The organism is Streptomyces sp. NRRL F-5727, from assembly GCF_000719555.1.
In the GTDB taxonomy this organism is placed as follows: domain Bacteria; phylum Actinomycetota; class Actinomycetes; order Streptomycetales; family Streptomycetaceae; genus Streptomyces.
The window spans coordinates 1-14,559 of record NZ_JOGX01000102.1; the positions used below are offsets into that span (position 1 = coordinate 1).

The 14,559-nt window shown below is 73.9% G+C and carries 14 protein-coding genes; 9 read left to right on the forward strand and 5 right to left on the reverse strand.

Annotated features, from left to right (window positions below; genetic code table 11):
- The 3 genes from IF73_RS0135580 to IF73_RS0135590 all read left to right on the forward strand — a co-directional run.
- Nucleotides 1-763 (forward strand): energy-coupling factor ABC transporter ATP-binding protein (locus IF73_RS0135580; RefSeq protein WP_031015320.1); only part of this gene is annotated, 763 nt, incomplete at its 5' end.
- Nucleotides 760-1,620 (forward strand): ECF transporter S component, encoded by an 861-nt coding sequence (locus IF73_RS0135585; RefSeq protein WP_031015322.1) that lies wholly within the window; start codon nucleotides 760-762, stop codon nucleotides 1,618-1,620. The genes IF73_RS0135580 and IF73_RS0135585, both read left to right, overlap by 4 nt.
- 305 nt (nucleotides 1,621-1,925) lie before the next feature.
- Nucleotides 1,926-2,327, forward strand: a complete 402-nt coding sequence (locus IF73_RS0135590) for a transglycosylase SLT domain-containing protein (RefSeq protein ID WP_031015324.1) — start codon at nucleotides 1,926-1,928, stop codon at nucleotides 2,325-2,327.
- A gap of 183 nt (nucleotides 2,328-2,510) precedes the next feature.
- On the opposite strand, the gene IF73_RS0135595 is transcribed toward IF73_RS0135590, so the two are convergent.
- Nucleotides 2,511-2,960 (reverse strand): hypothetical protein, encoded by a 450-nt coding sequence (locus IF73_RS0135595; protein ID WP_031015326.1) that lies wholly within the window; start codon nucleotides 2,958-2,960, stop codon nucleotides 2,511-2,513.
- 141 nt (nucleotides 2,961-3,101) lie between these two features.
- On the reverse strand, nucleotides 3,102-4,280 hold the full coding sequence (locus IF73_RS0135600) for a steroid 3-ketoacyl-CoA thiolase (protein ID WP_031015328.1): 1,179 nt from the start codon (nucleotides 4,278-4,280) through the stop codon (nucleotides 3,102-3,104).
- A 300-nt stretch (nucleotides 4,281-4,580) separates the two neighbouring features.
- On the opposite strand from IF73_RS0135600, the gene IF73_RS0135605 reads away from it, so the two are divergent.
- Both IF73_RS0135605 and IF73_RS0135610 read left to right on the forward strand, forming a co-directional pair.
- Entirely contained in the window at nucleotides 4,581-5,834 is a 1,254-nt protein-coding gene (locus tag IF73_RS0135605; protein WP_031015329.1) for a cytochrome P450, read from the forward strand.
- An 82-nt stretch (nucleotides 5,835-5,916) separates the two neighbouring features.
- Nucleotides 5,917-7,023, forward strand: a complete 1,107-nt coding sequence (locus IF73_RS0135610) for a DUF2330 domain-containing protein (RefSeq protein WP_031015330.1) — start codon at nucleotides 5,917-5,919, stop codon at nucleotides 7,021-7,023.
- Between the two features lie 4 nt (nucleotides 7,024-7,027).
- Here the strand turns inward: IF73_RS0135610 and IF73_RS0135615 are convergent, their stop codons facing one another.
- Nucleotides 7,028-8,185 carry a serpin family protein gene (locus IF73_RS0135615; protein WP_031015331.1) on the reverse strand — a complete coding sequence of 386 codons (1,158 nt, stop codon included), beginning with the start codon at nucleotides 8,183-8,185 and terminating at the stop codon, nucleotides 7,028-7,030.
- Nucleotides 8,186-8,197: 12 nt separating this feature from the next.
- Between IF73_RS0135615 and IF73_RS0135620 the strand changes: the two genes are divergently transcribed.
- Together IF73_RS0135620 and IF73_RS0135625 are read left to right on the forward strand one after the other, a co-directional pair.
- Nucleotides 8,198-8,524: an antibiotic biosynthesis monooxygenase family protein gene (locus IF73_RS0135620; RefSeq protein WP_031015332.1), complete on the forward strand. Its 327-nt coding sequence runs from the start codon at nucleotides 8,198-8,200 to the stop codon at nucleotides 8,522-8,524.
- A gap of 73 nt (nucleotides 8,525-8,597) precedes the next feature.
- Nucleotides 8,598-9,083, forward strand: a complete 486-nt coding sequence (locus IF73_RS0135625) for a GNAT family N-acetyltransferase (RefSeq protein WP_031015333.1) — start codon at nucleotides 8,598-8,600, stop codon at nucleotides 9,081-9,083.
- Nucleotides 9,084-9,097: 14 nt separating this feature from the next.
- Here the strand turns inward: IF73_RS0135625 and IF73_RS0135630 are convergent, their stop codons facing one another.
- Entirely contained in the window at nucleotides 9,098-9,859 is a 762-nt protein-coding gene (locus tag IF73_RS0135630) for a hypothetical protein (RefSeq protein ID WP_158822245.1), read from the reverse strand.
- Nucleotides 9,860-10,001: 142 nt separating this feature from the next.
- Nucleotides 10,002-12,089, reverse strand: coding sequence for an MDR family MFS transporter (locus IF73_RS0135640; RefSeq protein WP_031015335.1), 2,088 nt, complete (start codon nucleotides 12,087-12,089; stop codon nucleotides 10,002-10,004).
- Nucleotides 12,090-12,512: 423 nt separating this feature from the next.
- Here IF73_RS0135640 and IF73_RS41315 point away from each other — a divergent pair, with 423 nt between their 5' ends.
- Nucleotides 12,513-13,421 carry a peptidoglycan-binding domain-containing protein gene (locus tag IF73_RS41315; RefSeq protein ID WP_158822247.1) on the forward strand — a complete coding sequence of 303 codons (909 nt, stop codon included), beginning with the start codon at nucleotides 12,513-12,515 and terminating at the stop codon, nucleotides 13,419-13,421.
- Between the two features lie 146 nt (nucleotides 13,422-13,567).
- Complete coding sequence (locus IF73_RS0135650) at nucleotides 13,568-14,236, forward strand: HAD-IA family hydrolase (protein ID WP_031015337.1); 669 nt, start codon at nucleotides 13,568-13,570, stop codon at nucleotides 14,234-14,236.
- The last annotated feature ends 323 nt before the right edge of the window (nucleotides 14,237-14,559 follow it).

Consider the following 14,559-nt stretch of genomic DNA (forward strand, 5'->3'; position numbering starts at 1 on the left):
CCCCACCGCCCCCCTCCTCCACCTCCACCGCCTCGCCGTCCGCCGCGGCCGCGTCGAGGCGCTGCGCCGCGTCGACCTCCGGGTCGACCGGGGCGAGACCGTCGCGCTCATGGGACGCAACGGCGCCGGAAAGTCCACCCTGCTCTCCACTCTCGTGGGCATGATCGCGCCCACCTCCGGCACGGTCCTCGTCTCCGGCCTGACCCCGCACACCACCGCCCCCCGCACGCTCATCCGCCAGGTCGGCCTGGTCCCGCAGGAGCCGCGTGACCTCCTGTACGCCGAGACCGTCGCCGCCGAGTGCGCCGCCGCCGACGCGGACGCGGGCGCGCCGCCGGGGACCTGCCGGGCGCTGGTGACGGAGCTCGTACCGGGCGTGACGGACACGACCCACCCCCGCGACCTGTCCGAGGGGCAGCGGCTGGCGCTCGCGCTGGCGGTCGTGCTGACCGCCGCGCCGCCGCTGGTCCTCCTGGACGAGCCGACCCGCGGCCTGGACTACGCGGCGAAGGCCCGGCTGGTCACCCGGCTGCGGGCCCTCGCCGCCGCCGGGCACGCGATCGTGCTGGCCACGCACGACGTGGAGCTCGCGGCGGAGCTGGCGGACCGGGTGGTGATCGTCGCGGGCGGCGAGCTGGTCGCGGACGGGCCGACGGCCGAGGTCGTCGTCTCCTCCCCGGCCTTCGCCCCGCAGGTCGCGAAGATCCTGGCGCCGGAGCCGTGGCTCACGGTCGAACAGGTGGAGGAGGCGCTGCGCCCGTGACCACGCGAAGCCACCCCGTCCGGCTCGGGCCCCGCTCCGTCGCCGCCCTCGTCCTCGTCTCCCTCGTCGGCCTCGCCGGGATCGGCTGGCCGCTCTTCGCGGACGCCGGCGCCGCCGTCACCGACCACGCCGCCGACGCGCCCTGGCTCTTCGCGCTGATCCTCCCCCTCCTCATCGCCGTCGTGGTGGCGACGATCGCGGACTGCGGGATGGACGCGAAGGCGGTGGCGATGCTGGGGGTGCTGGCCGCCGTGGGCGCGGCGCTGCGCCCGCTGGGCGCGGGCACGGCCGGCCTGGAGCCGATGTTCTTCCTGATGGTGCTGAGCGGCCGGGTCCTCGGCCCGGGCTTCGGCTTCGTGCTCGGGGCGGTGACGATGTTCGCGTCGGCGCTGCTCACGGGCGGGGTGGGGCCGTGGATGCCGACGCAGATGCTGGCGATGGGCTGGTTCGCGATGGGCGCGGGGCTGCTGCCGGCGGGGGTGCGGGGGCGGCGGGAGCTGCTGGTGCTCTCCGTGTACGGCTTCGTGGCGGCGTTCGCGTACGGCACGGTCACCAATCTCTACGGCTGGGTGACGATCGGCCTCGCGCCGGGGCTGTCCTTCGTGCCCGGGGCGCCGGCGGACGAGAACCTGGTCCGGTTCGCGGCGTACGTGCTGGCCACCTCGCTCGGCTGGGACCTGGGCCGGGCCGCGCTCACCGTGGTCCTGACGCTCTCGGTCGGCGGGCCGCTGCTGCGGGCGCTGCGGAGGGCCACCCGGCGGGCGAACTTCGAGGCCCAGGTCACATTCGAGGGGCCCGTGGAGGGGTCTGCGGGTGAGGCGCCTCATAGGACCCACGTCACGTACGACCGGACATAGTAGAACGGGACGAGCCGCACAAAACGCCCATCAGCGGGCGTGACCTGCGAAAACGCCCAACGGTCGGTCGGCCCGCCCACCCCGCCGAGTCCGAACCTCCCTCGTACAGGGGACCGTTGCATCGCCCTCGGGGATTTGTTTCTGTAGTGGACGTCGCCAGGCGGCAGGTGCTCACCGAAGCACCGCGGCAGGCCGGTTCCCCCCAGTTCCCGGATTCCCCGGGCCCTGGTTCCGGCATGCCGAAAACGGTCGGAAACGGCCGTGACGCCCGGCGCAGCCACAGTCCCCGACGTTAGGTAGATGTTTTGTTCCGCTCCATCGCCACTCGTGCCACCGCCCGCAAGAAGACCTTCGCCGCCACCGCCGCCGTCCTGCTCGGCGCCTCCGGTGCGGTGCTCGGCACGACGGGCACGGCCTCGGCCGCCAGCCCGCAGGAGCTCGCCCGCGACATCGTCCCGGCCTCGCAGTTCGCCGCCTTCAGCAAGATCGTCTCGCACGAGTCCGGCTGGAACTTCAAGGCCACCAACTCCTCCTCCGGCGCCTACGGCCTGGTCCAGGCCCTGCCCGGCTCGAAGATGGCCTCGGCCGGCGCCGACTGGAAGACCAACCCGGCCACCCAGATCAAGTGGGGCCTCAACTACATGAACGAGCGCTACGGCTCCCCGAACGCCGCCTGGGCGTTCTGGCAGGCCAACGGCTGGTACTAAGAGTCACCACGCCGCACAGCGCCCCACCGCAAGGCCCCGCCCTCCCTTCGGAGGGGCGGGGCCTGCGGCATGTCCGGGGCAATGCCGCAATCCGGGGCGCTGCGGCAATCCGGGGCAATGCCGCAATCCGGGGCGCTGCGGCCTCCCGGGGCCCGCGGTGTTTCCGAGCCCCCGCCCGCCGTCTCAGGGGCGCTCGGTGCTCGCCGGGCTCGCGCCGCCCTTCGTCCCCGCGCCGGGCGCGTGCCCGAGGAGCACGACCCAGGTGCCGTCACGGCGGAACATCGACACGTACCGGGCGAAGGGCCGGCCGTCCCGCTCCTCCCCGGTGACCCGCACGCTCGCCAGGTCGTCGCCGAACTCGTGCGACACCTCGACGTCCGCGACCGTGATCCCCTTCCCCCCGTCCTCGGCGACGGCCTCCCGCGCGTCCGCCTCGACCTCCACGTACCCCGGCGGGCCCAGCTCCGCGAGCGCGGCCGCGTCCCGCCCGTTCAGGGCCCGGACGTACGCGTCGGCGGTCTCCCGTTCCGTACGCCCCTCGGGAACGGGCTCCTGCGTGCACCCCGCCAGCCCGCCGCCCGCCAGCAGCGCGCAGACGACAGCGGACCGTAACCGCTTCCCTCGCCCGGTCATGCGTTCCCCCTCGTGATCGGCATCCGTTCCCCCGGGGGACGCGGGGGACCCCCGCCCGGGTTCCGGGGCACGGGCGCGGGGCCCCGCCCCTCCCACTCCGGAGGGACGGGGCCCCGCGCTTCCCGGGCACCCCTGCCAGGTCTACAGGCGCTGGATGATCGTGCCGGTGGCGAGCGCGCCCCCCGCACACATCGTGACCAGCGCGAACTCCTTGTCGGACCGCTCCAGCTCGTGCAGCGCCGTGGCGATCAGCCGGGCGCCGGTCGCGCCGACCGGGTGGCCGAGGGCGATGGCGCCGCCGTTGACGTTGACCTTCTCCAGACCGTCGAGGTCCTTGTCGAACTCCTGCGCCCAGCTCAGCACCACCGAGGCGAACGCCTCGTTGATCTCGACCACGTCGATGTCCCGGAGCGACATGCCGGCCTTGCCGAGCACCGCGCGGGTCGCGTCGATGGGCCCGTCGAGGTGGTAGTGCGGGTCCGCGCCGACCAGCGCCTGGGCGACGATCCGGGCGCGGGGGCGCAGCTTCAGCGCCCGGGCCATGCGCTTGGAGGCCCACATCACGGCGGAGGCGCCGTCGGAGATCTGGGAGGAGTTCCCGGCGGTGTGGACGGCGGTGGGCATGACCGGCTTGAGCCGGGCGAGCCCCTCCATGCTGGTGTCGCGCAGCCCCTCGTCGCGGTCGACCAGCCGCCACATGCCCTGCCCCGCGTGCTGCTCCTCCTCGGTGGTCGGGACCTGGACGGCGAAGGTCTCGCGCTTGAACCGCTCCTCGGCCCAGGCGACGGCGGCCCGCTCCTGGGAGATGACGCCGAGGGAGTCGACCCGCTCGCGGGTCAGGCCGCGGCGGCGGGCGATCCGCTCGGCGGCCTCGAACTGGTTGGGCAGGTCCACGTTCCACTCGTCGGGGAAGGGCTTGCCGGGCCCGTGCTTGGAGCCGGAGCCGAGCGGCACGCGGGACATGGCCTCGACGCCGCAGGAGATGCCGACGTCGATGACGCCGGCCGTGATCATGTTGGCGACCATGTGGCTGGCCTGCTGGGAGGAGCCGCACTGGGCGTCGACGGTGGTGGCGGCGGTCTCGTAGGGCAGGCCCATGGTGAGCCAGGCGGTGCGGGCCGGGTTCATGGACTGCTCGCCGGCGTGCGTGACGGTGCCGCCGACGATCTGTTCGACGCAGTCGGCGGGGATGCCGGTGCGGCCGAGGAGTTCGCGGTAGGTCTCGCCCAGGAGGTAGGCGGGGTGGAGGTTGGCGAGCGCGCCTCCGCGCTTGCCGATGGGGGTGCGTACGGCTTCGACGATGACGGGTTCCGCGGCCATGAGCTGTCCTCTCCTCGACCGGGCGGGGTGTCCCGGCACCCGCCGGTCGGCGTCATGGGAGAACTAGTACGCGTTCTAGTTCTGGGGGAAGTCTGATGACTGCTACCGCCGGTACGCAAGGGTCCGGACGGCGGGAGTTCGGTGAAGGAGGACGCTTTCGGGCGCGACCGAGGGCTCGTCGGGGCGGTCCGGGAGGCGCGTGGGGGCGTATTCCGCCCGCGCCTCTTGCGACTTGTAGAACTCGTTACTAACTTTCCCGGCAACTTCTGATGGTCCATCAGATATTGGAGCGTGTTGCCGATGACCTGCCCCCACCTCCCCGAAGGATTCGACGCCACCGACCCCGACCTGCTGCGCAGCCGGGTCCCGCTCCCCGAGTTCGCGGAGCTGCGCCGGACCGCCCCGGTCTGGTGGTGCCCCCAGCCGCGCGGCATCACCGGCTTCGACGACGAGGGCTACTGGGCCGTCACCCGCCACGCCGACGTCAAGTACGTCTCCACCCACCCCGAGCTGTTCTCCTCGAACGAGAACACCGCCGTGATCCGCTTCAACGAGCACATCGGACGCGAACAGATCGACGTCCAGAAGCTGATCATGCTCAACATGGACCCGCCGGAGCACACCCGGGTCCGCCAGATCATCCAGCGCGGCTTCACCCCGCGCGCCATCCGCGGCCTGGAGACCGCGCTGCGCGACCGCGCCCGCGCGATAGCCCGGGAGGCGCGCGCCGCCGCCGCCGAAGACCCCGACAGCACCTTCGACTTCGTCACCCGTGTCGCCGTCGAACTCCCCCTCCAGGCCATCGCCGAACTCATCGGCGTCCCCCAGGAGGACCGCGCCCGGATCTTCGACTGGTCCAACAAGATGGTGGCGTACGACGATCCCGAGTACGCCATCACCGAGGAGGTCGGCGTCGAGGCCGCCATGGAGATCATCGGCTACGCGATGAACATGGCCGCCGCCCGCAAGGAGTGCCCCGCCCAGGACATCGTGTCGCAGCTCGTCGCCGCCGAGGGCCAGGGCAACCTCTCCTCCGACGAGTTCGGCTTCTTCGTCCTGCTGCTCGCCGTCGCCGGCAACGAGACCACCCGCAACGCGATCAGCCACGGCATGCACGCCTTCCTCACCCACCCCGACCAGTGGGAGCTCTACAAGCGCGAGCGCCCCGCCGGCACGGCCGAGGAGATCGTCCGCTGGGCCACCCCCGTCGTCTCCTTCCAGCGCACCGCCACCCAGGACACCGAACTCGGCGGCCAGAAGATCAGTCGGGGCGACCGGGTCGGCCTCTTCTACTCCTCCGCCAACCGCGACCCCGAGGTCTTCGAGAACCCGGACGCCTTCGACATCACCCGCGACCCCAACCCGCACCTCGGCTTCGGCGGCGGCGGACCCCACTTCTGCCTCGGCAAGTCCCTCGCCGTGAAGGAGATCGAGCTGATCTTCGACGCGCTCGCCGACACCCTGCCCGACCTCACCCTCGCCGGCGAACCGCGCCGGCTCCGGGCCGCCTGGCTCAACGGCGTCAAGGAACTCCGGGTCCGCGCCACCCCCTGAGCACCGACACCTACACCGGCCCCGACACCGGCCCCGACACCGGCACCGGAACCGCACCCGTCCCCCGCACGTCCGATCGGGCATGCGGGGGACACACACCACCAAGGCGACCAGGATCCTGACCACGCTCGTCGCGCTGCTCGCGCTCCAGCTCGGCTCGCTCGTCGCGCCGGCCTGGGCCTGCGGCTGCGGCGCCATGATCACGCACAGGTCGGAGCGCATCGGCGTCGACCGCGAGGAGTCCGCCGTCCGCTGGGACGGACGGACCGAGACCGTCGTCATGCGCTTCCGCGTCCACGGCAACGCCCGGCAGGCCGCCTGGGTCATGCCCGTACCGCACCGCGCGGACGTCACCCTCGGCGACCCGGAACTCTTCGACCGCCTCGAAGACCTCGCCGCCCCCGAGCGGCGCGAACGCTTCTACTTCTGGCCCCGCTCCCGCGACTGGCCCTTCGACGGCGGCTACGGCGACGGAGCCGTGGCCGGCGCGGCCCCCGGCGGCTCCGTCGGCGTCGTCGGCCGCGAACGGCTCGGCCCCTTCGACGTCGCCCGGCTGACCGCCACCGACCCCGAAGCCCTCGGCACCTGGCTGCGCGCCAACGGCTTCGAGCTGCCCGACCGCCTCACCCCCGAACTCCGGCCGTACGTCGACCGCTCGTGGGAGTACGTCGCCATCCGCCTGGCCCCCGAGAAGCAGGGCGAGCACCTCTACGGCGAACTGACCCCGCTCCGCATCACCTTCGCCTCCACCGAACTCGTCTACCCCATGCGGCTCTCCCGGCTCGCCGCCTCCGCCCAGACCCTCGGCCTGTCGATCCTCGCCGACCACCGCATGGAACCCCGCGCGGCGATCGGCGGCGAACGCCCCGAGGTCACCTTCTCCGGCCGCGTCGACCACCCCGACGGCCCCGTCGCCGCGCTCACCGGCGGCGCCCCCGCCCATCTCACCGTCCTGGAACAGCGCTTCCCCGACCCGTCCCGGATCGACGACGACCACGTCCTGCGCACCGTCGCCGACACCCCGTACCGCCAGGTGATCTACCGCGACCGCCTGCTCACCGTCGGCGGCGTCCCCGCCTGGCTCCTGACCGTGGCCCTGGGCGCGTCGGCGCTCGCCGCGACGGCCGTCTACCTGACCGCACGGGCGAGGCGCCGCCGGGCGGAGGGCGCGGGCCACCCCCAGACGTAGCGCGTCACCCTCGAACACCGGACCGCCAGCCGGTGAAGAGCGGCAGCTCGCCGGAGGCGTCGAGGACCACGACCCCGAAGGGCCGGTCGAAGGCGATCCGCTCCACGGCCCGGCGGCGCGGGGCCGCGCTGCGGGGCATCGACACCTGGGTGACGGCGGCCGCCTCGACGCCCTCCTCGGCCACCTCGATCAGCGCCGACTGCGCGACCTTGGCGATGTACAGGCCGGCCGAGGAGATCCCCGAGAAGTCGGCATCGGGGCTCAGGGCCCTCGTGACACCGAGCGCCGCCAGCTGCCCCGTCACGTCGGCCCCCGTCGTCCGCAGCGTGAACCGCGGCAGCGAGAGGTCGACCGCGTCGGCCACGAGCGGCCGGCGCGCCCCGGCCCCCGCCCATCCGGCGGCCAACACCGCGGCGGGCCCGGCACCTTCGGCCCCTCGCCGCCCGAGCACGAACCGCACCCGCACCCCCTCCCGACAGGGCAGCTCGACGACGACGACCCCGTCCACGTACCAGACCCACCCGGCCGGAATCCGGTGCCGCATCGTCGGCACGGGCCGGGTGTCACCGTGCGCGTCGGTGAAGGGTTCGTCGCGCGTGAGGTGCCTCGGGAAGGCGGACAGCCAGGACGCCCTGAGCGCGAGCGCGTTGAGCAGGACCAGGTCCTCGGAGCCGTCGAGGTCGAGCGGCAGCCGCGTGATCCGCCCGCCGGTGGCCTCCCGTACCCAGGCGTCGAGCGCGGGCCCCGCGTCCACGGGCACCTCCCCGAGGGAGACGTCGTCCGTGGCCCCGAAGGCCGCGTCGGGCAGCTCGTACCAGGCGGCCCTGGGAAACACCCCGAACCGCACCCCGGGCAGCCCCCGCCGGAACCCGTCGCCCACCGGCACCCGGCTCCACACCCCGGTCGCCACCGCGACCCCGTCCCCGTCCGCGACCCGCCGCCCGACCGAGGTCACGGCCTCCGCCGCCGCCCTCCCCTCCACCCCGAGCAGCCCCCGCAACTCCTCCCCGGTCCGCCCCCGCGCCCCGGAGGCCACGGCCCCGAGCGCCAGCCACAACCCCACCGGCGACACGACGAAGTCCCCACCCCCGAGCAGCGGCAACCACCGCCCGGCCACCCTCCGCACCGCCTCCGCTTCGGCTACTCCGGAGCCGTGGGTCATATCCTGCCTCCCATGAGCATCGTGAAGATCAACGTCCTGACCGTGCCGGCCGAGCAGCGGGAGGTGCTGGAGCAGCGGTTCGCCTCGCGCGCCGGGGCCGTGGAGGGGTCCGACGGGTTCGAGTGGTTCGAGCTGCTGCGGCCGCTGGAGGGCACCGACCAGTACCTGGTGTACACCCGGTGGCGCAGCGAGGAGGACTTCCAGAAGTGGATGAGCGGTTCCATGAAGGCCGCCCACCAGGGCACCGCGGGCGGTGAGGGCGGGGAGCGGCCGAAGCCCGCCGCCTCCGGTTCCACGCTGTGGTCGTTCGAGGTCGTGCAGCAGGCGGCGCCGAAGTAGGCCGGGGCAGGGCGCCGTGAGGCGCGGCAGGCCGTCGTAATCCGGCGGCGGACCCGGGTGTGCGGGCCGCAGAATGGCCCGCATGACCTGGACCTTCTCTCCCGAGCGCGCCGACACCCCGGACGCCACCGCGCTGCGCCGCGACTACTTCGGCGACGTCGCGGGCCGCTACTACGGGCGGGTGCTGAGCGAGGACGAGTACGACGACGCGATGATCGCCGAGGGGCTCGAACTGCTCGCACCGCCCACCGGGGACTTCCTGGTCGGGCGGTACGAGGGGGAGGCCGCCGCGTGCGGCGGCATCGTGCTGCTCGACGCCGAACGGGCCGAGCTGACGCGGGTGTTCGTCCGCCACGCCTTCCGCGGCCGCGGCGGCGCCGACCTCCTGATGGACGGCCTGGAGCAGGCCGCCCGCGCGCTCGGCGCCCGCCGGGCCGTGCTCAACACCCGGCTCGACCTGGTCGAGGCGCGGGCGCTGTACGTGCGGCACGGGTACGGGGAGATCCCGGCGTACTGCTCGGGGCCGTACATGGAGGTCTGGTACGGCAAGGAGCTCTGACGCCCCGACCGGGGTCAGCTGTTCCAGACGGCGACGTCGAAGGTGGCGTTGGTCTCGCTGGCGAGACCGTCGAGCTTCTTGACGGTCAGCCGGACGAGCCGGCCGTCGCCGGTGCGGCCGCAGACGTTCAGACCGGTCTTCAGCTTGATGTCGTTCGAGGTGCCGAGGGTGTCGACGACGCCGGCGCAGTCGGCGTACGTCGGGGCCTTCGGCCCGTCCCAGACGAGGGCCTTGGCGCCGTTGTCGGGCCGCAGCATGTGGTCGCCGAACGGGTAGACGGCGAAGTCGTTGTCGCCGTTGATCTCGGACACCACGGGCGGCGCGGCGTCGAGGTCCTTGTCGTCCACGTACGTGATGACCAGCGGCCCCTGCCACCGGACCGTGCCGGGCGCGGGCCCGCTCGGGGAGGCGGCCTCCGTCGTCTCCTGGACGGTGTCCGTCGCCTGCTCCGCGTCCGGGGTGGCCGGGTCGGCCGGCGCGTCGGTGGTCGGCTCGTCGTCCGCCGTCGGCGTCGGCGCCGAGGTCGTGGTGGGCGCCGAAGCCGGTGCGGCCTTGGGGTCGTCGTCGTCCTGGTTCACCAGGAACGTGCCGACGACGCCGATCACGGCGGCCACCAGGGTCGCCGTCGCGCCGATCCAGGCGCCCCGGTTCGACGGCGTCCGGGCCGGCGGGGCGCTCGGCGGCGGCGGGGCGCCGTAGGCCCCGTACGCAGGTCCCGCCTGCGGCTGCCCCTGTGGCGGCGGCGGCCAGCCCTGGCCCGGCTCGTGGCTGCTCATCCTGTCCATCCCCCTGTGACTGTGCGACGCGTGACGGTGCCGCTGCGGCTGAGTCGATCTTCGGCAGGACAGCGTACCGACCGGCGCTGACCGCTCGTCATCCCGGTTTCCCCCGGCAGGATCTGCCGCCGCCCCGGCCGCGTCAGGCCCGGTGGTCGCGGGGCGGTTCCGGGGCGCGGGGGTGTTCCGCGTCGGAGCCGCAGAGTTCGGCGTTGAGCTCCTCGACCAGTTGCACGAGGTCGGTGGGGCGGTCGGGGCCCCACCAGTCGCCGAGGAGCGCGGCGAGGGACTCCTCGCGGGCCGCGGCGAGGCGGGCGGCGGTCGCGGCGCCGGTCTCGGTGAGGACCAGCCGGAGCCCTTCGCGGCGGGCGAGCCGCCGCTCCTCGACCTCCCGGGCCGCCTCGGTGATCACCCGCAGCGGCACGGGGACGGTCTCGGCGAGCCGGGCGGGTTCGACGCCGCCGTGGCGGCGGATGCGCAGCAGCAGCCAGCTGGAGGCGGGGCGCAGGTCGAGCCCGGCCCGGGCGGTGATCTTCTCGTAGACCTCCTTGCGGCCCTCGCGGGAGCCGAGCACGGACAGGGCGCGGGCGGCCTCCTCGTACGAGGTGCGCTCGACCGGGTTGGAGGCGAGGGTCTGGCTGGTGTCCGGCGCGGTGACGGAGGCGCGGAGCGGGTCCTCCTTGAGGAAACAGGCGACGACGAGGGCGACGAGGACGACCGGCGCCGCGTACAGGAAGACGTCCGTGATGGAGGTGGCGTACGCGTGCAGGACCTCGGGGCGCAGGGCGGGCGGGAGCTGGGCGACGGCGCGCGGGTCGGCGGCGACCTGGTCGGCGCCGGTGCCGGGCGGGAGCGGCGTACCGGCCTCGGCGGCCCGGGCGAAGACCTCCTCCAGCTTGTGGGTGAGCCGGCTGGTGAAGATCGTGCCGAAGACGGCGACGCCGAAGGAGGCGCCGATGGAGCGGAAGAAGGTCGCGCCGGAGGTGGCGACGCCGAGGTCCTCGTATCCGACGGCGTTCTGCACGACGAGGACGAGCACCTGCATGACCAGGCCGAGTCCGGCGCCGAAGACGAAGAAGTACAGGCTCATCTGCCAGGTGGGCGTCGTCTCGGTCAGCTCGTTGAGGAGCAGCAGGCCGAGTGCGGTGACGGCGGTGCCGGCGATCGGGAAGACCTTCCAGCGGCCGGTCCTCGACACGATCTGGCCGGAGGCGGTGGAGGTGAGCAGCATGCCGACGACCATCGGCAGCATGTGGACGCCGGACATGGTGGGGCTGACGCCCTGGACGACCTGGAGGAAGGTCGGCAGGTAGGTCATCGCGCCGAACATCGCGAAGCCGATGACGAAGCTGATGACGGAGACCAGGGTGAAGGTGCGGATCCGGAAGAGCTTGAGCGGGAGGACGGGTTCGGCGGCCCGCCGTTCGACGGCCACGAAGCAGACGAGCAGGGCGGCGCCGAGCAGCGCGAGCCCGATGATCTGCGGCGATCCCCAGTCCCAGGTGGTGCCGCCGAGGGAGGCGACCAGGACCAGGCAGGTGGCGACGGAGGCGATGAGGAAGGTGCCGAGGTAGTCGATGGTGTGGCGGGTGGCTCGGACCGGGATGTGCAGGACGGCGGCGATGACGAAGAGGGCGACGGCGCCGATGGGGAGGTTGATGTAGAAGACCCAGCGCCAGGAGAGCTGTTCGGTGAAGAACCCGCCGAGCAGCGGGCCGAGGACGCTGGTGGCGCCGAAGACGGCGCCGAAGAGCCCCTGGTACCTGCCGCGCTCCCGGGGCGGGACGAGGTCCCCGACGATCGCCATCGACAGCACCATGAGCCCGCCGCCGCCGAGGCCCTGGACCGCGCGGAAGGCGATGAGCTGGGGCATGTTCTGGGCGATGCCGCAGAGGGCGGAGCCGATGAGGAAGAGGACGATCGCGCCCTGGAAGAGCTTCTTCCGCCCGTACTGGTCGCCCAGCTTGCCCCACAGCGGCGTCGCCGCCGTGGAGGCGAGCAGGTAGGCGGTGACCACCCAGGAGAGGTGCTCCATGCCACCGAGCTCGCTGACGATCGTGGGGAGGGCGGTGGAGACGATCGTCTGGTCGAGGGCGGCGAGCAGCATGCCGAGGAGCAGCGCGCCGATCGCGACGAGGACGGTACGCCGGCTCTGCCCCTCGCCCGGCGCCGGTGCGGGTGCGGGCTCCGGCGCCCCGCCGGGTCGCGGCGGGCTGGTCTCCTGGGCCATGGGCGTCTCCCTGCGCGTCTCTGCCGGCGTGGTCTCCATCCTGGGGCGAATGTCCGGATATGGCCTGCGGAGGGGCACGTGTGTTCACCCGGCGGCAGGGGGTGGCCTGCATAATCACCCCCAGTTGTATCGGGGAGGGGACAGATCATGACCGGACAGGCATGTCCTGAATGCGGTGGCCAGAGACCGGGTTGCGCCTGCGCCCGCGCGGAGTTGGCGGCGGCCGAGGACTTCGACCCGCTCCGCATCAGGCCGTACGTGACGCTCGACGCGCAGGAGGGGGCTGCGGGTGGGGTGTCGGGTGGGGCTCCCGGTGGGGCTCCCGGCGGGACGCCGGCTCGGGCTCCGGGCGAGATGGGGGACGAGGGGGGCGATCCGCCGACGGCGCAGCTGATGGCGGTACGGCCCCCTTACGGGGCTCCCTTGCGCGACCTGCCCTCGGAGGGGGGCGATGTCACGTACGGTCACGACTCCCACGGCCAGGGCTCGCACGGTCACGACTCCCACGGCCAGACCTCGCACGGTCATGACTCCCACGGCCAGGTCCTCGATCAGTACGGCTCCCACGGTCAGGGCTACGCGGCGTACGGCTCCGAGGGCGGGGCCCACGAGACGATGCCGTTGCTGCTGGGCGGGCTCGGGGACGGGGACGCGGCGGCCGGGGGGCGGCGCGAGCGGTCGCGCAGGCGGCGCGGCGGCCTGGTCGCGGGCGTCGCGGCGGCGGCCGTGGCCGGCACGGCCGCGCTGGCCGCGGCGGTGCTGGGCGGCGAGGAGCCCGAGGACCGGGCGATCGTCCCCGAGGTGACCACCAGCGCGTCCCTGAACCTCGCCGTCTCGGAGGAGCCGTCCCCGTCGTCCGCGACCCCGACGCCGACCCGCACCCCGTCGCAGACGCCGTCGCCGCGTACGTCCTCGCCGAGCGCGACGCCCTCGACGGCGTCCTCCTCCCCGTCGGCGGAGCCGACGGCACGGCCGACGACCACCGCCGCGCCGACCGCGACCGGCGGCACGGCCCCGTCCAGCCCGGCGACCTCGGCGCCCGCGCCGTCCATGGCCCCGCCGACCGCCTCCGCGACGCCCTCCCCGACGGACGCACCCGAGGGCGCGACGCTGAGCCTCGGGGACACGGGCCCCGAGGTGGAGGAGCTCCAGACGCGCCTGCGGCTGCTGTGGGTCTACCTGGAGGACGCCGACGGGGTGTTCGACGAGGGGCTGCGGGCGGCGCTGATCCAGTACCAGAGCCGGTTCTGGCAGCTGGAGGACCCGGAGGGCGTGTACGGCCCGGACACCCGGCGCAAGCTGGAGCGGGAGACCAAGAACTCCTACCGCTGACCGCGGGCGCGGCCGACCGCGTGGGGGGGTGGGTGGCGAAGACCGCCCCCGGTTTTGTATCGTGAAGAAACAAAGTGGCCCCGCCCGTACTCCCTGACCGGCGGGCGGGACCGCTTCGTTCTCCGCACCACCCCTCTGGAGACCCCATGGCCGCCACCCCGGCAACGCTCACCGCCCGCGCTCTCCTGCTCGACATGGACGGCACCCTGGTCGACTCGGACGCCGTCGTGGAGCGCTGCTGGCGCCGCTGGGCGGACCGCCAGGGGCTGGACGCCGACGCGGTGCTGAAGGTGGTGCACGGCCGCCAGGGCTACGCCACGATGGCGGTCCTCCTCCCGGACCGCCCGATGGCCGAGAACCACGCCGACAACGCGGTGATGCTGGCCGAGGAGACCGCGGACCTCGACGGCGTCGTGCCGGTGGCCGGCGCCCCCGCCTTCATGGACGCGATCGCCGGTCTCCCGCACGCCCTGGTGACCTCGGCGGACGAGGCCCTCGCCCAGGCCCGGATGGGCGCGGCGGGCCTGCGGATGCCGGTGACCCGGGTGACCGCCGAGCAGGTCGGCGCGAGCAAGCCGGACCCGGAGGGCTTCCTCAAGGGCGCAGCCGAGCTGGGCGTCGACCCGGCCGAGTGCGTGGCCTTCGAGGACTCCGAGGCCGGCATCCAGGCCGCGAAGGCGGCCGGCATGCGCGTCGTCGGCGTGGGCCCCCGCGCGGCGGCCTTCACGCCGGACATCCACGTCCAGGACCTGACCTCCCTCCGCATCACCGCCACCCCGGACGGCACGCTCACCCTCACGACCACCCAGGTCTGACGCGCCCAGGGCCCACCCGCGAGCACCCGCGGCGACAGCGACAGGCTTACGCGGCGGCCTTACGCGACGCCGCCCCGGATGGGACCCGGCTCGGCCGGCGGCCGAACGCGCGCCGCTCACCACGCCGGCCCGGAAGAACCGCGGGCCGACGACGCGGCGCCGCACCCGCGCCCGCGCCGCCCTGACGCGCGAGCGGATCCGGAACGCCCCGCCGCCGTACGGCGCCACACCTGACGACAGCCCCGCCCTCGGAGCCGTACCGAAGCGATCGACGCGGGCCACGCGACCAGCCGCACCGCCCCACCGGCCCACCGCCCCACCGG